This window comes from Streptomyces sp. NPDC046261 (genome assembly GCF_040646235.1).
Lineage (GTDB): Bacteria > Actinomycetota > Actinomycetes > Streptomycetales > Streptomycetaceae > Streptomyces.
Map to the genome: position 1 here is coordinate 163,862 of NZ_JBEYZU010000001.1, position 21,091 is coordinate 184,952.

17 protein-coding genes are annotated in these 21,091 nt (G+C 70.2%); 7 read left to right on the forward strand and 10 right to left on the reverse strand.

Annotated features, from left to right (window positions below):
• Nucleotides 1-193 precede the first annotated feature (193 nt).
• The 3 genes from ilvA to ABZ956_RS00785 all read left to right on the forward strand — a co-directional run bounded on the left by ilvA (nt 194) and on the right by ABZ956_RS00785 (nt 3,432).
• Nucleotides 194-1,405, forward strand: coding sequence for a threonine ammonia-lyase (ilvA, locus tag ABZ956_RS00775; RefSeq protein ID WP_361884977.1), 1,212 nt, complete (start codon nt 194-196; stop codon nt 1,403-1,405).
• 180 nt (nt 1,406-1,585) lie between these two features.
• Nucleotides 1,586-2,575, forward strand: a complete 990-nt coding sequence (locus ABZ956_RS00780; protein WP_361884979.1) for an ATP-binding cassette domain-containing protein — start codon at nt 1,586-1,588, stop codon at nt 2,573-2,575.
• Nucleotides 2,572-3,432, forward strand: a complete 861-nt coding sequence (locus tag ABZ956_RS00785; protein WP_361884981.1) for an ABC transporter permease — start codon at nt 2,572-2,574, stop codon at nt 3,430-3,432. The genes ABZ956_RS00780 and ABZ956_RS00785 overlap by 4 nt, the downstream gene beginning before the upstream one ends.
• Before the next feature lie 100 nt (nt 3,433-3,532).
• Here the strand turns inward: ABZ956_RS00785 and greA are convergent, their stop codons facing one another.
• Nucleotides 3,533-4,030, reverse strand: coding sequence for a transcription elongation factor GreA (gene greA / locus ABZ956_RS00790; RefSeq protein ID WP_361884983.1), 498 nt, complete (start codon nt 4,028-4,030; stop codon nt 3,533-3,535).
• Nucleotides 4,031-4,241: 211 nt separating this feature from the next.
• Nucleotides 4,242-4,655 (reverse strand): DUF4307 domain-containing protein, encoded by a 414-nt coding sequence (locus tag ABZ956_RS00795; RefSeq protein WP_361884985.1) that lies wholly within the window; start codon nt 4,653-4,655, stop codon nt 4,242-4,244.
• Between the two features lie 103 nt (nt 4,656-4,758).
• Here ABZ956_RS00795 and mca point away from each other — a divergent pair, with 103 nt between their 5' ends.
• The 3 genes from mca (at nt 4,759) to ABZ956_RS00810 (ending at nt 8,009) form a co-directional block, all read left to right on the forward strand.
• Nucleotides 4,759-5,628 (forward strand): mycothiol conjugate amidase Mca, encoded by an 870-nt coding sequence (gene mca, locus ABZ956_RS00800; protein ID WP_361884987.1) that lies wholly within the window; start codon nt 4,759-4,761, stop codon nt 5,626-5,628.
• Between the two features lie 4 nt (nt 5,629-5,632).
• A complete protein-coding gene (locus ABZ956_RS00805; RefSeq protein WP_361884989.1) occupies nt 5,633-5,872 on the forward strand; it encodes a hypothetical protein in 240 nt (79 codons plus the stop codon).
• A gap of 109 nt (nt 5,873-5,981) precedes the next feature.
• Complete coding sequence (locus ABZ956_RS00810; RefSeq protein WP_361884991.1) at nt 5,982-8,009, forward strand: thioredoxin domain-containing protein; 2,028 nt, start codon at nt 5,982-5,984, stop codon at nt 8,007-8,009.
• A gap of 30 nt (nt 8,010-8,039) precedes the next feature.
• On the opposite strand, the gene ABZ956_RS00815 is transcribed toward ABZ956_RS00810, so the two are convergent.
• Together ABZ956_RS00815 and ABZ956_RS00820 are read right to left on the reverse strand one after the other, a co-directional pair.
• A complete protein-coding gene (locus ABZ956_RS00815) occupies nt 8,040-8,672 on the reverse strand; it encodes a TetR family transcriptional regulator (RefSeq protein WP_361884993.1) in 633 nt (210 codons plus the stop codon).
• A gap of 327 nt (nt 8,673-8,999) precedes the next feature.
• Nucleotides 9,000-9,734: a hemolysin III family protein gene (locus ABZ956_RS00820; protein WP_361884995.1), complete on the reverse strand. Its 735-nt coding sequence runs from the start codon at nt 9,732-9,734 to the stop codon at nt 9,000-9,002.
• 273 nt (nt 9,735-10,007) lie between these two features.
• Between ABZ956_RS00820 and ABZ956_RS00825 the strand changes: the two genes are divergently transcribed.
• Nucleotides 10,008-11,837 (forward strand): phosphoenolpyruvate carboxykinase (GTP), encoded by a 1,830-nt coding sequence (locus ABZ956_RS00825; protein ID WP_361884997.1) that lies wholly within the window; start codon nt 10,008-10,010, stop codon nt 11,835-11,837.
• Between the two features lie 71 nt (nt 11,838-11,908).
• Here the strand turns inward: ABZ956_RS00825 and ABZ956_RS00830 are convergent, their stop codons facing one another.
• From ABZ956_RS00830 to ABZ956_RS00855, 6 genes are all read right to left on the reverse strand, one after another.
• Nucleotides 11,909-13,693 carry an FG-GAP-like repeat-containing protein gene (locus ABZ956_RS00830; RefSeq protein ID WP_361884999.1) on the reverse strand — a complete coding sequence of 595 codons (1,785 nt, stop codon included), beginning with the start codon at nt 13,691-13,693 and terminating at the stop codon, nt 11,909-11,911.
• A gap of 426 nt (nt 13,694-14,119) precedes the next feature.
• Complete coding sequence (locus ABZ956_RS00835; protein ID WP_361885001.1) at nt 14,120-15,937, reverse strand: FG-GAP-like repeat-containing protein; 1,818 nt, start codon at nt 15,935-15,937, stop codon at nt 14,120-14,122.
• A gap of 353 nt (nt 15,938-16,290) precedes the next feature.
• Nucleotides 16,291-16,686, reverse strand: coding sequence for a hypothetical protein (locus tag ABZ956_RS00840; protein WP_361885003.1), 396 nt, complete (start codon nt 16,684-16,686; stop codon nt 16,291-16,293).
• A 55-nt stretch (nt 16,687-16,741) separates the two neighbouring features.
• Nucleotides 16,742-17,950 (reverse strand): pyridoxal phosphate-dependent aminotransferase, encoded by a 1,209-nt coding sequence (locus tag ABZ956_RS00845; RefSeq protein ID WP_361885005.1) that lies wholly within the window; start codon nt 17,948-17,950, stop codon nt 16,742-16,744.
• Between the two features lie 76 nt (nt 17,951-18,026).
• Entirely contained in the window at nt 18,027-19,637 is a 1,611-nt protein-coding gene (locus ABZ956_RS00850) for a D-aminoacylase (protein ID WP_361885007.1), read from the reverse strand.
• A gap of 74 nt (nt 19,638-19,711) precedes the next feature.
• The gene (locus ABZ956_RS00855; RefSeq protein ID WP_361885009.1) at nt 19,712-20,995 is read right to left on the reverse strand and encodes an amino acid deaminase; all 1,284 of its coding nucleotides are present in this window, start codon (nt 20,993-20,995) and stop codon (nt 19,712-19,714) included.
• Nucleotides 20,996-21,091: the final 96 nt, after the last annotated feature.

A 21,091-nucleotide genomic window follows, 5' to 3' on the forward strand; every position in this document is an offset into this window, starting at 1 on the left:
GAGTACGCGGCCCGGGGCGTGCTCGTACCAGTGCTCCGCAAACCGGTCGGTATGTATGTATGCGGCCCCTGTCGGCGGCGGCGCGGCAGCGGGCGGGCGGCGGGGCAAAGCCCCAGGTGAGAGGCCGGTTGAGGGCCTACGGGGCGGGGCGGGCCGGCGCGCCCGGGGGCGGACCGCGCAGGATACTTGCCTCATGGCCGCACGCCTGGTCTCTCTCCGCGATGTGCGCCGTGCGCAGCGGACGTTGTCCTCGGTGGCCGTGATCACCGCCCTGGAGAGCAGCCGTCATCTGTCCGCTGTGGTGGGCACCCCGGTCCACCTCAAGTGCGAGAACCTGCAGCGGACCGGGTCCTTCAAGCTGCGCGGCGCCTACGTGCGGATCGCCGGCCTGTCGCCGCGGGAGCGGGCGGCCGGGGTGGTCGCGGCCAGCTCCGGCAACCACGCCCAGGGCGTGGCGCTGGCGGCCTCACTGCTGGGCGTGCGGTCGACGGTGTTCATGCCGGAGGGCTCCCCGCTGCCGAAGGTGGCCGCCACGCGCGGCTACGGCGCCGAAGTCCGGCCGGGCGGCCAGGTCCTGGACGAGGCGCTGGGTGCCGCGCGCGAGCACGCCGAGCGGACCGGCGCCGTCTTCATCCACCCCTTCGACCACCCCGACATCGTCGCGGGTCAGGGCACGGTGGGCCTGGAGATCCTCGAGCAGTGCCCCGAGGTGGCCACCGTCGTGGTGGGCGTGGGCGGGGGCGGGCTGGTGGCGGGGATCGCGGTGGCCGTCAAGGCGCTGCGGCCGGACGTGCGGATCGTGGGTGTGCAGGCGGCCGGTGCCGCGGCGTACCCGCCGTCGCTGGCGGCCGGGCACCCGGTGACGGTGGACGCCCCGGTGACGATGGCGGACGGCATCCGGGTGGGGCGCCCCGGCGAGGTGCCGTTCCGGATCGTCGAGGAGCTCGTGGACGAGGTCCGTACCGTCTCCGAGGACGAGCTGGCGGCCGCGCTGCTGCTCTGCCTGGAGCGGGCGAAGCTCGTGGTGGAGCCGGCCGGGGCGAGTTCGGTGGCGGCGCTGCTGGCGGACCCGGCGGCGTTCGGCGGCCCGGTCGTGTGCGTCCTGTCCGGCGGCAATGTGGACCCGCTGCTGATGCAGCGCGTGCTGCGGCACGGCATGGCGGCGGCGGGCCGCTACCTCTCGCTGCGGCTGCGGCTGACGGACCGTCCGGGCGCGCTGGCGGCGCTGCTGGCGGTGCTGTCCGCCGCGGACGCCAACGTCGTGGACATCAGCCACGTCCGGACCGATCCACGGCTCGGCCTGACGGAGGCGGAGGTCGAGCTGCACCTGGAGACGGCGGGGCCGGAACACTGCGCCCAGGTGCGTCAGGCGCTGCGGGCGGCGGGCTATCTGGTGATGTCCTGATATCCGGCGACTGGTGGTGGGACAAACCCACCGGATATCCCCGCTTCCGCCGGGGGTTTGTCCGCCTGCTTCAAGGCGGGTTTCCCACGGGTTTCGGCGGTGGGTTTCATTCGGAGGGCGGAACGGCTCGGGTGAACGTAAAATCGTGTATTACGTCACCTTTAAACGGGGAGAACCTCCATGCCAGGCGCGATATACGCCGAAGGCCTGGTCAAGACCTTCGGCGACGTCACGGCTCTGGACGGCGTCGATCTCGACGTCCCGGAAGGAACCGTTCTAGGACTGCTCGGCCCCAATGGCGCCGGCAAGACCACCGCCGTGCGCGTCCTCACCACCCTCATCAAGCCCGACCGCGGCAAGGCCGTCGTGGCGGGCATCGACGTACTGAAGAAACCCAACGAGGTCCGTCACTCCATCGGTCTGTCCGGACAATTCGCCGCAGTCGACGAATATCTGACGGGCCGTGAGAACCTCCGGATGGTCGGCCAGCTCTACCAGATGAGCGCGCGCGACGCGAAGGCACGCGCGGGCGAGCTGCTGGAGCGCTTCAACCTCGCCGACGCCGCCGACCGCGCCGCCAAGACCTACTCCGGCGGCATGCGCCGGCGCCTCGACCTCGCCGCCGCCCTCGTCGTCAGCCCGCCCGTGATGTTCATGGACGAGCCCACGACGGGCCTGGACCCGCGCAACCGGCAGCAGTTGTGGGAGGTCATCCAGGAACTCGTCGCGGGCGGCACCACGTTGCTGCTCACCACCCAGTACCTGGAGGAGGCCGACCACCTCGCGCACGACATCTGCGTCATCGACCACGGCAAGGTCATCGCCCGCGGCACCTCCGACCAGCTCAAGGCGCGCACAGGCGGGGAGCGCGTCGAGCTGGTCGTGCACGAGCGCGAGCACATCGCCCCCGCCCTGGAGGTCATGCGCGCCTTCGGCAAGGGCGAATCCACCGTCGAGGAACACACCCGCAAGGTCATCGTCCCGGTCTCCGGCGGCGCCAAGCTGCTCGCCGAGGTGATCCGCGAGCTGGACACGCGCGGCATCGAGATCGACGACATCGGGCTGCGCCGCCCGACGCTGGACGACGTGTTCATCTCCCTCACCGGACACGTCGCCGAAGCCGGGGGCGAGGCCGGCGAGGGCCCGGCACAGGAAGGGACCACCCCATGAGCGCGGCCGAGGGCACTCTCTCGCGGCGGCCCGTCCCCAAGGCGCGCGGCGGCGCGATCCAGTCCGTCCGCGACTCCCTGGTCGTGGCCCAGCGCAATCTGATCCGCATGATCCGCATCCCGGAAGTGGTGATCTTCGGGCTGATCCAGCCGATCATGTTCGTGGTGCTGTTCAGCTATGTCTTCGGCGGCTCGATCGCCGTGGGCGGCAGCACCGACCCCGACCGCTACCGGCAGTTCCTGATGGCCGGCATCTTCGCGCAGACCGTCACCTTCGCCACGGCCGGCGCGGGCGCGGGCATCGCCGACGACATGCACAAAGGGCTCATCGACCGCTTCCGTTCGCTGCCCATGGCCCGCGGGGCCGTGCTCACCGGCCGGACGCTCGCGGACCTGGTGCAGACCGCGCTCACGCTCGTGGTGCTGGCCGTCGTCTCCCTGATCGTCGGCTGGCGCACCCACGCCGCCATCCCCAAGGTGCTGGCCGGCTTCGCCCTGCTGCTCCTGCTCGGCTACGCCTTCTCCTGGATCGGCGCGCTGATCGGGCTGACGGTGCGCACCCCGGAGGCGGCCACGTCGGGCGGGCTGATCTGGCTCTTCCCGCTGACCTTCATCTCCAACGCCTTCGTGCCGGCGGACAACATGCCGACGGTGCTGCGCACCATCGCGGAGTGGAATCCGTTCAGCGCCACGGTGCAGGCGGCGCGGCAGCTCTTCGGCAATCTGCCGGAGGGGTACCCGGTGCCGGCGGCGTGGCCGATGCAGCACCCGGTGTGGGCGTCGCTGATCTGGTCCGTGCTGATCATCCTCGTCTTCCGGTCGCTGGCGGTGCGCAAGTACCGCTCGGCGACGGCGTGAGGCCGGGGACGGGCGGCGAGGGGCCCACGGCGGCCCTGTGAACGCGGCGGAGCCCCGGACCCGCGAGGGGTCCGGGGCTCCGGCCGTGGCGGCGTCCCGCTCAGCCCTGGTAGGGCTTGGCCTCCAGGATGCGGACCTTGGCCTTGCGGCCGTTCGGCAGCTCGTACTCGGCGTCCTCGCCGATCTTCTTGCCGTTCACGCCCGAGCCCAGCGGGGACTGGGGGGAGTACGTCTCGATGTCCGAGCTGGCGTACTCACGCGAGGCCAGCAGGAACTCCAGCGTGTCGTCCGGGTCGCCGTCGAAGGCGATCGTGACGACCATGCCCGGGGCCACCGCGCCGTCGGCGGCGGGGGCCTCGCCCACCTTGGCGGACTCGAGCAGCTGGGTCAGCTGGCGGACGCGGAGCTCCTGCTTGCCCTGCTCCTCCTTGGCCGCGTGGTAACCGCCGTTCTCTCGCAGGTCACCTTCCTCGCGGGCCGCCGCGATCTTCGCGGCGATCTCGGTGCGAGCGGGACCAGACAGGTACTCCAGCTCGGCCTTGAGCTGGTCGTACGCCTCCTGAGTCAGCCAGGTGACGTTGTCGCTGGTCTGGGTCACAGGTGCTCCTCGTCGGTACTGGGGAATGCTTGGGGTACATCGCGATAACAAATGAACGCCCTACTCAGAAGGGTGCACCTTCAAAGCGGGGCGAAACCACGAGCCTAACAATTACGTCCGTAAAGGGGGAAGAAGTAAAGGGGAGGAACCGCGCAAGAATCGCGTCAACGCAGGTCAGCGGCGGGTCCGTCCCTTTTGGCCCGGTCGCGGGTCAGCCGCGGGACGCGCTCCGGCAGCCCTCGAGCTCCGTGGCGGTGGCCCGACCGGTCGTCCGGACGGTGACCAGCTCCGTGTAGTGGCCCTCGCGGCGGTCGAAGGTGACGTCCTTGCGCGCCACCTCGGCCCCGTCCTCGCCCAGGGAGCGCAGCGTGCACACCCCGGTGGCGTCCTTGCCCTTGCGAACCTCCAGGACCGCCTGCACGGTGTCGTCCGAGATCGTCTTCGAACGCACCAGCTGACCGCTGACGTCCGACTTCGTGACGTAGTGCACACCGGCCCAGGCGACGAAGCCCAGCAGCGCGGCGCCCAGCACCCCGCCGACGATCTTCAGCTTGCGGTCGGCGCGTTCGTCCGCCGAGCGGCCGTAGCGGCCCTCGGGCAGGGCGGTCCCGCGTTCCGCAGCCATGATCGTTCCTCCTGGGTCTCGTTCGCCGGACGCGGAATGAATCGGCGCCCGTTTCGGTCACTATAGGAGGCGTCTCCCGTGACCAGTGACTGAGGATCGAGCCTTGACTGAGCAGCTGCGACTGATGGCCGTTCACGCCCACCCCGACGACGAGTCGAGCAAGGGCGCGGCCACGATGGCCAAGTACGTGTCCGAGGGGGTGGACGTGCTGGTCGCCACCTGCACGGGTGGTGAGCGTGGCTCCATCCTCAACCCCAAGCTCCAGGGCGACCCCTACATCGAGGAGCACATCCACGAGGTCCGGGCCAAGGAGATGGCCGAGGCCCGTGACATCCTCGGCGTCAAGCAGGAGTGGCTGGGCTTCGTCGACTCCGGGCTCCCCGAGGGTGACCCGCTGCCCCCGCTGCCGGACGGCTGCTTCGCCCTGCAGGACGTCGACGAGGCGGCCGGGGCCCTGGTACGGCTGATCCGCGAGTTCCGCCCGCACGTGATCACCACGTACGACGAGAACGGCGGCTACCCGCACCCCGACCACATCATGACGCACAAGATCTCGATGGTGGCCTTCGACGCCGCGGGCGACCCCGAGCGCTACCCCGAGGCCGGCGAGCCCTGGCAGCCGCAGAAGCTCTACTACAACCAGGGCTTCAACCGGCAGCGCACCCAGGCCCTGCACGACGCCCTGATCGGGCGCGGCATGGAGTCCCCGTACGGCGAGTGGCTGGAGCGGTGGAACGAGATGGGCCGCGAGCGGACGCTGACCACGTTCGTGCCCTGCGCCGACTTCTTCGAGATCCGCGACAAGGCGCTGATCGCCCACGCCACCCAGATCGACCCCGACGGTGGCTGGTTCCGGGTGCCGCTGGACCTCCAGCGCGAGGTCTGGCCCACCGAGGAGTACGAGCTCGCGAAGTCCCTCGTCGACACTTCCCTCCCCGAGGACGACCTCTTCGCGGGCATCCGCAACAATTGACCCCATGATGAGCGCGACTGCAACCCTCGCCGCCACCCACCTCGTGCCGTTCGCGGCCGAGGAGCTGGACAAGAACAAGGTCACGCCCGGTGTGCTCGGCTTCATCGTCTTCGCCGTGATCGGCGGGGCCGTGTGGATGCTGATGAAGAGCATGAACAAGCACATGCAGCGGGTGGACTTCGAGGAGGCGCCGGACCCCTCCGCCGAGCCGCTGCCCGGCGGGGCCGGCAAGACGACGGCGTAGGCGCCGTCCTTCGATCGCCGGACGGGGGGAACGTCCAGTCCGGCGATTGAGGACGGGGGGTCCGGGGCGGAGCCCCGGTTTCGTGCTGCCGTGGGGAAGGATGGGCCCCATGCCGAACCGTCTGGCGCACGAGACGTCCCCCTACCTCCTCCAGCACGCCGGGAACCCGGTCGACTGGTGGCCCTGGTCCCCCGAGGCCTTCGCCGAGGCCCGGCGGCGGGGGGTGCCGGTGCTGCTGAGCGTGGGGTACTCCAGCTGTCACTGGTGCCATGTCATGGCACACGAGTCCTTCGAGGACGAGCCGACCGCCGCCTACCTCAACGAGCACTTCGTCTCCGTCAAGGTCGACCGCGAGGAGCGGCCCGACATCGACGCCGTGTACATGGAGGCGGTCCAGGCCGCCACCGGCCAGGGCGGCTGGCCCATGACGGTCTTCCTCACCCCCGACGCCGAGCCGTTCTACTTCGGCACCTACTTCCCGCCCGAGCCCCGGCACGGCATGCCCGGCTTCGTCCAGGTCCTCGAGGGCGTCCGCGCCGCGTGGCGCGACCGGCGGGACGAGGTGGGCCAGGTCGCGGGGCGCATCGTGCGGGACCTGGCGGACCGGACGCTGTCCGTGGACACCACGCGGCCCCCGGGCGCCGAGGAGGCGCACGCCGCGCTGCTGGGGCTGACCCGGGAGTTCGACGCCGTGCGCGGCGGCTTCGGCGGCGCGCCGAAGTTCCCGCCGTCCATGACGCTGGAGTTCCTGCTGCGCCACTACGTCCGCACGGGCTCGGCGGCGGCCCTGGAGATGGCGGGGGCCACGTGCGAGGCGATGGCCCGCGGCGGCATCTACGACCAGCTCGGCGGCGGCTTCGCCCGCTACGCGGTGGACGCCGGCTGGGTGGTGCCCCACTTCGAGAAGATGCTCTACGACAACGCCCTGCTGTGCCGGGTCTACGCCCACCTGTGGCGGGCCACCGGCTCGGAGCTGGCCCGGCGCGTGGCCCTGGAGACGGCGGACTTCATGGTCCGCGAACTGCGCACGGAGCAGGGCGGCTTCGCCTCGGCGCTGGACGCCGACAGCGACGACGGCACGGGCAAGCACGTCGAGGGCGCGTACTACGTGTGGACGCCGCGCCAGCTGCGAGAGGTGCTGGGCGAGGCGGACGCGGCCATGGCGGCGGTCCACTTCGGGGTGACCGAGGAGGGCACCTTCGAGGAGGGCGCCTCCGTCCTGCGGCTGCCCGACACCGAACAGCTGTGGGACGCCGGGAAGGTCGCCTCCGTACGGGCCCGGCTGCTGGCGGCCCGCGAGCAGCGGCCCCGCCCGGGACGGGACGACAAGATCGTGGCCGCCTGGAACGGGCTGGCCATCGCCGCGCTCGCCGAGACCGGCGCCTACTTCGACCGCCCGGACCTGGTCCAGGCCGCCACGGACGCCGCCGACCTGCTGGTACGCACCCACATGGACTGGCACGCGCGGCTGTACCGCACCTCGCTGGACGGCGTCGCCGGCGGCCACGCGGGGGTCCTGGAGGACTACGCGGACGTCGCCGAGGGCTTCATGGCCCTGTCCGCCGTCACCGGCGAGGGCGTGTGGGTGGACTTCGCGGGGCTGCTCCTGGACACCGTCCTGATCCGCTTCACCGACGTCGACGGGGCGCTCTTCGACACCGCCGACGACGCCGAGATCCTCATCCGGCGCCCCCAGGACCCCACCGACAACGCCACGCCCTCCGGCTGGACGGCGGCGGCCGGGGCCCTGCTGACGTACGCCGCGTACACCGGAAGTTCCGCGCACCGGGAGGCGGCGGAGAAGGCGCTGGGCGTGGTGCGCACGCTCGGGGCGAAGGCGCCGCGCTTCATCAGCTGGGGGCTGGCGGTGGCCGAGGCCCTGCTGGACGGGCCGCGCGAGGTCGCGGTCGTCGGCCAGGCCGATCATCCGGTCACCCGGCAGCTGCACCACACGGCGCTGCTGTCGACGGCCCCCGGCCTGGTGGTCGCGGTCGGCGAGCCGGGCTCCGAGGAGGTACCGCTCCTGCACGGCCGCACCCTGCTCGACGGGCGCCCGGCGGCCTATGTGTGCCGGAACTTCACCTGTGACGCGCCCACGGCCGACGCGAAGGCCCTGGCGGAGAAGCTGGGCGGCTGAGGGGGGATCCGGGTCAGAGGCCGATCCGGGTCAGCGTGTGAGGCCGCGGACGAGTACGCCCAGGGCGCGGTCGATCAGGGCCAGCGGGTCCTCGGTCTGCCCCTGCTCGACCCAGTGCATCATCGCCTCCTGCATGGCGCCGAGGACGGCGGCGACCGCCACCCGCAGCTCCAGGTCGTCCGGGGAGCGGCCCGTGCGCTCGGCCAGGACGCCGCAGAGCATGCGGCCCGTCTGCGCCATGCCCTCCGCCGACCGGCCGCGCAGCGCGGGCACCTCGTGCACGAGCCGGGTGCGCTGCCTGAGCTCGGTGAGGTCGGCGTCGACGAGGTGGCGCAGGCCGTCCAGGACGCCCCGGCGGATGGACTCCAGGGGCGGCTCGCCCGCGGGGCGGGCCCGGATGGCGGCTTCCATCAGCGGGTCGTACTCGTCGGTGAGCACGATGTCTTCCTTGGTGGGGAAGTAGCGGAAGACGGTGCTGGGGGAGACGTCGGCGGCCTCGGCGATCCGGTCGACGGGGGTGGCGTCGTAGCCCTGCTCCGCGAAGAGGCGGTAGGCGGCGCCGCGGATCGCCCGGCGGGTCTGGATCTTCTTCCGCTCGCGCAGCCCGAGTCTGGGCTCGGGCTGCTCGGTGGGGGAGGTCTGTGCTGAGGCCATGCCCTGCATTCTCGGTCATCCGCCCGGGCCCGGGACCGGCCGGATCCTTGATGCCACACTGACTGTCAGTGCGGTGTGTGACGCTGTGTGCGGGGCAGGGGAACGATCAGTGAATGATCGGAGGTAGTCATGACGGTTGCCGCTGTGAACGCTCTCGCCGTGCTGGTGGCGGGGTTATGCGTCGGGGGCTATGTGGTGGTCGGTGAGCTGGCCGTGCTGACCGTGGTGCTGGCCGGGGTGGCCTCGCTGGCCTGGCGGGTGGCCGCGGCGTCGAGGCCGCGGCCGGCGAGAGGGTGGCGGGCGCGGGTGAGGCGCCCGGTGTCGTTGCCCGGTATGTCAGGCGTGCGAATAGGCCACCAGAGAGATGCCCACGTAGTGCGTGACGAAGGCGGCCAGCGTGAGGGAGTGGAAGACCTCATGGAAGCCGAACCACCGAGGTGAGGGGTTCGGGCGCTTGATTCCGTAGATCACGCCGCCCGCGGAGTAGAGCAGGCCGCCGACGATCACCAGCACGAGGACGGCGACGCCGCCCTTGCGCAGGAAGTCCGGGAGGAAGAAGACGGCGGCCCAGCCCATGGCGATGTAGCAGGGGGTGTAGAGCCAGCGCGGCGCGCCGACCCAGAAGACGCGGAAGGCGATGCCCGCCAGGGCCGCCGCCCAGACCGCCCACAGCAGCACCTGCCCTCTGCTGCCGGGCACCAGCAGCATGGTCAGCGGCGTATAGGTGCCCGCGATGATCAGAAAGATGTTCGCGTGGTCGAGGCGGCGGAGCACGGCCGTCGTCCGCGGGCTCCAGTTGCCGCGGTGGTACAGCGCGCTGATGCCGAAGAGCAGGCAGGCGGTGAGCACGAAGATCGCACAGGCGAGCCGGCCCCGGGTGCTGTCCGCCAGCGCGGTGAGGAAGACGCCGGCGACGAGCACGGCCGGGAACATTCCGGCGTGCAGCCAGCCGCGCAGCCGTGGCTTGACCACGGCGGCGACGGGGGAGGGGATGACATCGGGAGGGGCGGCGGTCGCGGCCGCGGCGGAAGCGGAGGGCGCGATTCGCGCTGCGTCGGGCGCGGAAGTCATGCCCGTCATGCTACCTACGCCACCGTAGGTTACGGGCCGGTATCGCGTGGCGATGGTCACGGGGGCGCCCCCTGGACAGATCGGATGATGAGTCGGATGATCAAATGAGTGCGGGCGGCACCGGATGAGCGGTCACGAAGCGTCTGGGTCGCAGCCCCCAAGGGGCATACATGTGCAGAGGCGGGTCCAAACCGGCGTATGCCGGGACATAAGGGCCCGTTCCACCCTCAACATCTGACGCCGGACAGCGGGTTCCGGCGGGACGGAGCGATCGTGGCGCGCAGCAGTGCGGCTCCCACCACCCCCACCAGCCACCAGGAGCTGATCTCCTGGGTCGACCAGATTGCCGCCCTCACCCAGCCGGACCGCGTGGTCTGGTGCGACGGCTCCGAGGCCGAGTACGAGCGCCTGTGCGAGGAGCTCGTCGCCAAGGGCACGTTCCGCAAGCTCGACCCGGTCAAGCGCCCCAACTCCTACTACGCCGCCTCCGACCCCAGCGACGTGGCGCGCGTCGAGGACCGCACCTTCATCTGCTCCGAGAAGGAGGAGGACGCGGGCCCGACCAACCACTGGAAGGCCCCCGCCGAGATGCGGGAGATCTTCACGGGCAAGGACGGCGACGGGGGCATCTTCCGCGGCTCCATGCGCGGCCGCACCATGTACGTCGTGCCCTTCTGCATGGGCCCCCTCGGCTCCCCGCTGTCCGCGATCGGCGTGGAGATCACCGACTCCGCCTACGTCGCCGTCTCGATGCGCACCATGACCCGCATGGGCCAGGCCGTCCTCGACGAGCTCGGCACCGACGGCTTCTTCGTCAAGGCCGTCCACACCCTCGGCGCCCCGCTGGCCGAGGGCGAGGCCGACGTCCCGTGGCCGTGCAACACCACCAAGTACATCTCGCACTTCCCCGAGGACCGCGAGATCTGGTCCTACGGCTCCGGCTACGGCGGCAACGCCCTGCTGGGCAAGAAGTGCTACGCCCTGCGCATCGCCTCCGTGATGGCGCGCGACGAGGGCTGGCTGGCCGAGCACATGCTCATCCTCAAGCTCACCCCGCCGCAGGGCGAGGCCAAGTACGTGGCCGCCGCCTTCCCCTCCGCCTGCGGCAAGACCAACCTCGCCATGCTGGAGCCCACGGTCTCGGGCTGGACCGTGGAGACCATCGGCGACGACATCGCCTGGATGCGCTTCGGCGAGGACGGCCGCCTCTACGCCATCAACCCCGAGGCCGGCTTCTTCGGCGTCGCCCCCGGCACCGGCGAGCACACCAACGCCAACGCCATGAAGACCCTGTGGGGCAACGCCGTCTTCACCAACGTCGCCCTCACCGACGACAACGACGTCTGGTGGGAGGGCATGACCGAGGAGGCCCCGGCCCACCTCACGGACTGGAAGGGCAACGACTGGACCCCCGCGTCCGGCACCCCGGCCGCCCACCCCAACGCCCGCTTCACCGTGCCCGCCTCGCAGTGCCCGATCGCCGCACCCGAGTGGGAGGACCCCAAGGGCGTGCCGATCTCGGCCATCCTCTTCGGCGGCCGCCGCGCCTCGGCCGTACCGCTGGTGACGGAGTCCTTCGACTGGCAGCACGGCGTCTTCCTCGGCGCGAACGTCGCCTCCGAGAAGACCGCCGCCGCCGAGGGCAAGGTCGGCGAGCTGCGCCGCGACCCGTTCGCCATGCTGCCGTTCTGCGGCTACAACATGGGCGACTACATGGCCCACTGGATCCAGGTCGGCAAGAACGCCGACCAGGCCAAGCTGCCGAAGATCTACTACGTGAACTGGTTCCGCAAGAACGACGCGGGCTCGTTCGTCTGGCCGGGCTTCGGCGAGAACAGCCGCGTGCTGAAGTGGATCGTCGAGCGCCTGGACGGCAAGGCCGAGGGCGTCGAGACCCCCATCGGCATCCTCCCGACGCGCGCCGCGCTCGACACCCAGGGCCTCGACCTGCCGGAGGAGGACCTGGACGTCCTCCTCACGGTCGACACCGAGGTCTGGCGCGAGGAGGCGGCGCTGGTGCCCGAGCACCTGAACACCTTCGGCGACCACACCCCGAAGGAGCTGTGGGACGAGTACCGCGCCCTGGTCGAGCGCCTGGGCTGAGACCGCTTTCCCACCTCGGGGCGCGTCCCGCTCCCGTCCGCGGCCAGGTTGCCGAGGACGGGAGCGAGCGGTCAGTTGACGGATGTCGTGCCGCCTCCCCAGCATGTGCTTTCCCAGACCTTGGTGGGGTTGCCGCCGTTGTTGAAGTCTCCGTCACCGTTCGGGTTCGCGGTGAGGGTGTGGATGCTTTGGTGGGCGGGGCCCTGGCAGGTGGCTCCGTTGGTGCCGTGGTCGTAGAAGAGGGCGATGTCGCTCTTGCCGTCGCCGTTGTAGTCGCCGGAGGTCATGAATCTGGTGTCGGCGACGGTGTTGGTTGATTCCCAGCGGGGGGCTACTCCACCGAATGTGCCGTCGCCGTTCTTGGCGGCGCTGAGGGTGAACAGGCGGATGTGCTTGCCGCCGTAGTCGTACAGCAGGGCGATGTCGCTCTTGCCGTCGCTGTTGTAGTCACCGGAGGTCATGAACTTCGTGCCGCCTCCCCAGCATGTGCTTTCCCAGACCTTGGTGGGGTTGCCGCCGTTGTTGAAGTCTCCGTCACCGTTCGGGTTTGCGGTGAGGGTGTGGATGCTTTGGTGGGCGGGGCCCTGGCAGGTGGCTCCGTTGGTGCCGTGGTCGTAGAAGAGGGCGATGTCGCTCTTGCCGTCGCCGTTGTAGTCGCCGGAGGTCATGAATCTGGTGTCGGCGACGGTGTTGGTTGATTCCCAGCGGGGGACTACTCCACCGAATGTGCCGTCGCCGTTCTTGGCGGCGCTGAGGGTGAACAGGCGGATGTGCTTGCCGCCGTAGTCGTACAGCAGGCCGATGTCGCTCTTGCCGTCGCCGTTGTAGTCACCGGAGGTCATGAACTTCGTCCCGCCTCCCCAGCATGTGCTTTCCCAGACCGTCTTGGGGCCTCTCAGAGTGCCGGTCGCGTTCGGATCGGCCAGCCATTCAAGAATGGCGACATGGTTGCTTCCCTTGCAGGTGGAGCCGACGGAGCCGTAGTCGTGGAACGTGGCGATGTCGCTCTTGCCGTCACCGTTGAAGTCGCCGGAAGTGACGAACTTCGGGCTGCCGGGCAGGCAGGGGGAGTCCGCTTGGGAGACGAGACCGTTGAGCGCGCCGGAGTAGTCCGGCTTGCCGGCCAACGTGAACATCGCGGTGCGATTGGCGCCGCTCAGATCGCAGCCGGGTGAATTGCTCGCGCCGTAGTTGTACGTCTGGGAGACGTCGCTGATGCCGTCGCCGTTGTAATCGTGTGCCGCGTTCCTGGGCACGGTGTCGACGAAGTGGGTACCGCTCGCGTAGTAGCCCTTGACCGCGGCATCGACCTGAGCCGGTGCCAGGGACGCTGAGTTGTTGTAGTAGACCCAGTTGACCTTCTGGTCCCAGGTACGGGACTGACCGGTGAACGGCAAGTCCTGGAACCAGTGGTTGAAGTTGATGGTCATGGTCTCACGCGGATAGTACTTCGAGTCAGCGCTGAAGTACCGCTCGCCGTCCACGTAGAAGACGACGCTGCCGTCGTCGGCGGTCATCTGGAGGGTGTGCCACCCCTGTAGTGAGTTGACGGCGTTGTTCTTGTTGTAGGTGACGCTGTCCTGGAGGCTGTGCCAGGCGGTGGTGAAGTGCGAAGGGCCGGACGCGCCCCAGCCGCCATTGGGCAGGTACTCGTGGTCCAGCTCGCTGTAGAGCGAGTTCTCCGGGGAGATGGCATAGAAGGTCTGCACGGGGTGGTCGCCGTCGGGACCAGCCGTGGGCTTGTTGTTGAAATAGACGCGAGCGGCGTAGGTGCCGGAATAGAACTTACGTTGAGTGCTGATCTGGGCCTGGCTCGTGCCGGCTGCTGTGCCGTCCGTCGTGGCTCGTAGTTGCATCACTCGGCCGCCCTCCGCAGAAGGGTCAGCGGGGAAGCTCACCGCGTCCGGCCGCCACCTGCCGGCTGGGCCGGGCCCGCCGGATCCGGCGCGTATGGTCCAGCCATGGGCGGTGATATCGGGGTCGCTCGCTCCTGCGTAGTGGAAGTCGTCGAACAGAGTTCCACCCAACGGTGATGCGGCCGTGGACGTGCGGGCACTGTCCGCGCTCGACGAAGGAGAAGCTGACGCCCAAGCGGTCGCATCGCCGGGAGAGAGTACGGTCGCGGCGCAGGCCAGCAAGGCAGTGGCGAGGGCCATGAGGCCCTGGCCCTTGCGACCTCTGCGCCCGGGGGGATGAACGTGATCCATATGGTCTCCACAGATAGGCCGCCGACGTGAGTCGGCGGCCGATGAGGGTGTGCTGGTTCTGCCCAGTGCCAGGTCTCAGACGCCGGAAACGCTCCAGGACCGGACCGGCGCTTGGAACGCGCCATTGGACTCGGACGTGAAGGTGAAGAGGGCCGACTTGTCGTTGCCGTAGCTGTAGAACGTGGCCAAGTCGGCGCGACCGTCCCTGTTGTAGTCACCTGTGACGAGCTGAACGTTGCCGGCGTTCCACTCACCGGGCTTGGCGTTCCAGGATTTGACCGGAGTTCCGAAGCCGCCGTCGGGGTCCGAGGGGAACGTGAACAGCGCCACCGAGCCGTCGCCGTAGCCGTACATGGCACCGATGTCCGCTCGGCCGTTGCCGTCGAAGTCACCGGCGACAATCCTCATGTTGCGACCCCACCAGCTGTTGGCGGGCGCGTTCCAGGACTTGTTTTCCTTACGGAAGGTGCCGTCGGGCTCGGAGAGGAACGTGAACAGGGCGGCGCGGGCGTCGCCGTATCCGTAGAACGCGGCGATGTCGGCTCGGCCGTTGCCGTCGAAGTCGCCCGCTGCCATCTGGACGTTGTTGACGTCCCACTGGCCGGGCTTGGTGTTCCAGGACTTGGTTTCCTTGCGGAAGGTGCCGTCGGGCTCGGAGAGGAAGGTGAACAGGGCTACCGAGCCGTCGTCGTATCCGTACATGGTGGCCAGGTCGGAGCGGCCGTCGCCGTTGAAGTCACCTGCCACGATCTGCTTGGCGTTCTTGAACGCCCACTGGCCGGGCTTGGTGTTCCAGGACTTGGTTTCCTTGCGGAAGGTGCCGTCGGGCTCGGAGAGGAAGGTGAACAGGGCTACCGAGCCGTCGTCGTATCCGTACATGGTGGCCAGGTCGGAGCGGCCGTCGCCGTTGAAGTCACCTGCCACGATCTGCTTGACGTTCTTGAACGCCCACTGCCCGGGCTTGGTGCTCCAGGACTTGACAGGCTCCTCGAAGCCTCCGTCGGGCGTGGAACGGAAGGTGAACAGTGCCATCGAGCCGTCGTCGTATCCGTACATGGCGGCGGTGTCGGCGCGGCCATCACCGTCGAAGTCACCCGAGACGGTCAGCTTATTGGCGCCCTTGGCTGTGTCGGACCGCGAGATGACCTGACGCACCCAGTAGTTGACGTCGTCGACGCGGGTTTCGACAGCACCGCTGCGCGACTCGTCCTCGCCGAAGCAGCCGCCCTGCCAGGAGCGGCTATGGACGGCTGCCAGTTCGAATCGGCCGCCGACGTCGCGGAAGGCCGGGCCCCCGGTGTCGCCCTTGCAGATCGCCGCGCCGGGCGACTTGCCGGTCAGGTCCAGCGAGGTGGCACCCGTCGCCCCGATGGTGAAGCCGGCACTGTGCAGACGGTCGGGGACCCACTCGTCCTCGGTGCGCCCGTAGCCGGTAACACGCAGTTCCTCGCCCGCCACGGGCTTGTGGGTGGCGATGTCGATGGGGGTGATTCCGGCGGCCGGCGTGGCAAGCCTGGCCAGCACCAGGTCGCGGTCGTCGCGCGGGACGAGTTCCACCACCTCCACCACGCTGCCGGTGTCCCGGGTGAGGTCGGCGCGGCCGATGGTGGCCGTGGTCTTCCATTGGGGGGCACCGGCGGTGACCTTGAGGCCCTGGGCCGGATTCTCGGCGAAGCAACTGGCCGCCGTGACCAACCACTGCTGCTCGACCAGGGCGGCGGAACAACTGCGCTTGCCATTACCGATGTCGAGCTTGGCGGTAAAGGCGTACGAGCCGTCCTCGGCAGCGGAACCAACAACAGCGTGGCTGGGGGCGGCAGTCAGCAGGCCGGCTGCGACTCCGGAGGCTATAAGCCCAGCGATCAGCGCGACGCGCGGACGTCTGGCAGACATGTGTTTCTTTCTTTCCGAGGTCAGAGTTCCGAGGCGATGCACCGGATGCGGTGCAGTGGAGGGCGCCGGCGGTCAGGCCGCGAAACGCAGCTCGCGGTGCTGGTGCAGCTGAGGGCGGAGATGCCCGCGAGGCAGAGCCCGGCCAGACGTAATGGCGAAATAAGGCCAAACGAGAAGAAACCTATCACTCTGTCAGTCTTTATGAACTCTTGGTGATTTGGTTACGTGTGAGCCCCAATGGGCGAGCGGCTTACCATCGGTAGTCCATGACGCGCGCATGACAATCATCAAGGTTCGCGTTTTGGTGGGGTGTGCTCACTGGCGCGCGTTCAATCGCCCCGGCCCCCGCACCGTCACGCCTCGTCCTTGATCCCCAGCGTCCCCGCGTGAGCGTGCATGCGCTCGGCCGCCAGTGCCGCGCCCGCCGCGTCGCCGCGCTGCGTCGCGACGACCAGCGCCTGGCCCGCCAGCATGTGCGCCCGCTGGTGCAGGGCGGTCACATGGGCGGCGTCGGTGGCGCCCTGCGTCGGGGCCGCGCGCAGGGGGGAGTGGCCGCGCAGGTGCTCCACGCGTTGGGCCAGGCGTGCCGCCGCGTCGTCCAGGGTGGTCGCCGGGGTCAGTGCGCGTAGTTCGTCCGTCACCGTCAGCAGCGCCGTGAAGTGCCCCGCCAGCCGGATGTCCAGCTCCTCCTCGCGGGAGCGGTGCGGGCCGTGTGCGTGGACCGACTTGGTGCGGATCGGTTCGTACATGGATGGCCTCCTGAGTTACCTCTGAAGGCCATCCTAACTTAGACAGCGTCTAAAGTTATTGGCTGTAGCCGTCCAGGAAGTTCCCGATCCGGGTCACGGCCTCCGCCAGATCCTTGGCGTTCGGCAGCGTGACCAGGCGGAAGTGGTCCGGCTCCGGCCAGTTGAAGCCCGTGCCGTGCACGACCATGATTTTTTCGGCGCGGAGCAGGTCCAGCACCATCTGGCGGTCGTCCTTGATCTTGTAGACCTTGGGGTCGAGCCGGGGGAAGGCGTACAGCGCGCCCTTCGGCTTCACGCACGTCACGCCCGGGATCCGGGTCAGCAGCTCGTGCGCGACGTCGCGCTGCTCCAGCAGCCGGCCGCCGGGCAGCACCAGGTCGTTGATCGTCTGCCGGCCGCCGAGGGCGGTGGCCACCGCGTACTGGGCCGGCATATTGGCGCACAGGCGCATGTTGGCCAGGATCGTCAGGCCCTCGATGTAGCTGTCGGCGTGCGCCTTGGGGCCGCAGACCGCCATCCAGCCGCTGCGGTAGCCGGCCACGCGGTAGGCCTTGGACAGGCCGTTGAAGGTGAGGGTCAGCAGGTCCGGGGCGTTGGCCGCCGTGGGCGTGTGCGTGACGCCGTCGTAGAGGATCTTGTCGTAGATCTCGTCGGAGCAGACGATCAGGTTGTGGCGGCGGGCGATCTCCGTCAGGCCGCGCAGCATCTCGTCGTCGTAGACCGCACCCGTGGGGTTGTTCGGGTTGATGATGACGAGGGCCTTGGTGCGGTCGGTGACCTTGCGCTCGATGTCGGCCAGGTCCGGCATCCAGTCCGACTGCTCGTCGCAGCGGTAGTGCACGGCCGTACCGCCCGCGAGCGAGACGGACGCCGTCCACAGCGGGTAGTCCGGCGCCGGGACGAGGACCTCGTCCCCGTCGTCGAGCAGCGCCTGCATCGACATCTGGATCAGCTCCGAGACGCCGTTGCCGAGGTAGACGTCCTCGACGGACAGCTCGATGCCCTTGGTCTCGTAGTGCTGCACCACCGCGCGCCGGGCGGCGAGCAGACCCTTGGCGTCGCCGTAGCCGTGCGCGTCGCCGACGTTGCGCAGCATGTCCTCGAGGATCTCCGGCGGGCACTCGAACCCGAAGATCGCGGGATTGCCGGTGTTCAGTTTGAGGATGCGGTGACCTGCTGCCTCGAGCCGCATCGCCTCCTCGAGCACCGGGCCACGGATTTCGTAGCAGACGTTGGCGAGTTTCGTTGACTGGATCACCTGCATGACGGCCACCATACGGGGACGTCAGACGGCACGCGCGCCCTTTCCCGCCCCACCGGGACCGCCCGGGCGAGGCCCCTCAGCCCCCCGGAGTGCGCCGGACTGTACGTCCCGCCAGAACGTCCGTCCGGCGCCCGTCTTCCATCACAAAGCGTCCGGCAATCAGGACATAAGGAATGCCGGTCGGAAGCGTCCGCGGGGCTTCGAAAGTGGCACCGGAGGCCACCGTCCGTGGCTCGAAGAGCACCAGGTCGGCGCTGTACCCCTCGCGTACGAGACCCCGGTCCGGCAGCCGCAACCGGGCCGCGGGCCGCGACGTGAGATGCGCCACGCACTCCTCCAGGGAGAACACGCCCAGCTCACGCGCGTACCGGCCCAGGTAGTGCGGAAACGTGCCGAAGGCGCGGGGATGCGGCTTCGCGCCGTGCAGGATGCCGTCGCTGCCGCCCGTGTGCACACGGTGCCGCATGATCGCGCGGACGTTCTCCTCATGCCCCACGTGGTGCAGGATCGTCGGCCCCAGCCGGTCCTCGACCAGCAGCCGGCGGGCCGTGGCGAACGGCGCCTCGCCGCGCTCGCGCGCCGCGTCGGCGACCGTCCGGCCCACGTACTCCGCCCGGCCCGGCCCCGCCACGCCGGAGATCTCGACGGTGTCCCAGTCGACCGGCACGCCGTGGCAGCCGTCCGCGCCCGTCACCTCCATGGCGTACCGGATCCGCCCGGCCGTGGCGTCGTCGCGCAGCCGCGCCAGCACCGCCTCCGGCCCGCCCTCGCTCGCCCAGCCCGGGAGCAGCGCGGCGAGCGTGGTGCAGCCCGGTGTGTAGGGATAGGTGTCGAGGGAGATGTCCGCGCCGTCGGCGAGGGCGGCGTCCAGCAGGGCCAGCAGCGCGCCGGCCCGCCCCGTGTTCACGCCGAAGTTCATGACGGCGTGCGCCAGGTGCAGGGCGCAGCCCGCCGCCCGCGCCAGGTCGATCATCTCCTCGTACGCGGCCAGGGCGCCCGCCCCGTACGAGCGGTGGTGCGGGCAGTAGTAGCCGCCGTACCGGGCCACGACCCGGCACAGCTCGGTCAGCTCGGCGTCGTCGGCGTACATCCCGGGCGGGTAGGTGAGCCCGGACGACATCCCCACGGCCCCCTGCTCCAGCCCCTCGGCCACCAGCCGCCTCATGTGCCCCAGCTCGGCGGCGGTGGCCGGCCGGTTCTCCCAGCCGACGGCCAGCATCCGCACCGCACCCTGCGGTACGAGGTAGGCGGCGTTGACGGCCGTGCCCCGACGGTCGAGCCGGTCCAGGTACTCGCCGACGGTGCGCCAGTCGAAATCGATATCGATGCCGTTGCCGTCGCCGTTCCAGCCGGTGATCGCCGTGCGGATCTGGGGGAGGGTGCGGTCGTCGACCGGCGCGTACGACAGCCCGTCCTGGCCGATGACCTCGAGCGTCACGCCCTGGGCGACCTTGGCGGTGTGCGCTGGGTCGCGGAGGAGGGCGAGGTCGCTGTGGGCGTGCATGTCGATGAAGCCGGGGGCGAGGGCCAGGCCGTGGACGTCGAGGACGCGGCGTGCCGACAGTCTCGGGCCCGTGCCCTCGCGGTGGATCCCGGCGATCCGGCCGTGGGCCAGGGCGACGTCGGCGCGGTAGGAGGGGCGGCCGGTGCCGTCGATGACGCGTGCGTCACGTAAGACGAGGTCCATGGAGGGGTTCTTTCCCCCACCCCGCCCCTTCCCGAAACCGGGGGCTCCGCCCCGGACCCCCGCTCCGCTGGGGGCTAGAAGAAGGTACGGACGTACTCCGTCACCGTGCCGTCCGCCGACGCCAGCGGAATCAGCGGCCACTTCTCGAACACCGTGCACGGGTGCGACAGCCCCAGCCCCACCCAGTCCCCGACCTCCAGCTCCGTGTCCCCGGAAAGGGTCACGAACGCGTGCTGGTCGGCGAGCCGTGTCACCGTCAGGCCCGCCGCCGGGCGCAGCGAGCCGTCCCGGGCGGAGCGGACGAGCTGGGGTTCCGGCAGGCCGAGGTCGTAGGAGACGTCGCGCTTGCCGGCGTTGAGGTAGGCCATGCCGGGCTCCGGACGGGAGACGACCTGCGCCCACAGGCGCAGGGCCGGCTGCAGGGCGCCCTCCTCGGGGAGCCGGTTGAAGGGGGTCTTGTTGCGGTACTGGCCGTCGTCGTGGGTGACGTACGCGCCGGAGCGCAGCAGCTTGAGCGCCGGCGCGGACAGCGTCGGGAGCTCCCCGAGGACCTCGGCGACCGCGTCGAACCAGGCGCTGCCGCCGGCGCTGACGACGATCTCCTCCACACCCGGGAAGCGGCCCTCCTTGTCGAAGGCGACGGCGATCCCGGTGAGGCGGCGCATCCAGGCCCGTACGAGCTCTCCGTCGGCGTCCGGGATCTCCGCCTCGTAGCCGGCGACGCCGACCAGGCGCAAGGTGGTGGTCGCCGCGACGGCGTCCGCGACGAGGGTGGCGTCGGCTTCCGTGCGGACGCCCGTACGGCCGCCGGGCGCGCCGAGCTCGACGACGACGTCGAGGGGGCGGCCGGCCCCGGCGTCGCGCAGGGTGGCGTCCATCAGTTCGACGCCGCGCACGGAGTCGACGTAGGTGATGAGCCGGAGGCCGGGGTCGGCGGCCAGCTCGGCCGCGATCCAGCGCAGGGCGGCGGCGTCGACGACCTCGTTGGCGAGGAAGATCCGCCGGACGCCGAAGGCGCGGTAGACGCGGACCTGGGCGGCCGTGGCGGCGGTGATGCCCCAGGCGCCGTGGGCCAGCTGGCGCTGGAAGAGCCGCGGGGCCATGGAGGTCTTGCCGTGCGGGGCGAAGGCCAGGCCGTGCCCGGCGGAGTAGCGCTCCATGACGGCGAGGTTGTGGTCGAGCGCCTCGGCGGAGAGGGCCAGCACGGGGGTGGTGAAGCCGCCGGTGAACAGGGAGCGGCGCTCGGCCGCCAGCTCGCCGACGGTCCGGCCCGCCGCGTCCGGGGGCAGGCCCTTGAAGCGGTGGTCGACCCGCTCCTCGGCGAGGCGGGCGACGGCTGCGTCGGCTATGGCGGCCATGCGGGCCTCCCGTGAAGATCGTGTCGCGTTCTCCGCGACGTGGGGCGCGTGGAGCTGCGTGCTGTCTAACATCCCGCCAAGTGCCTGGTCAACGCG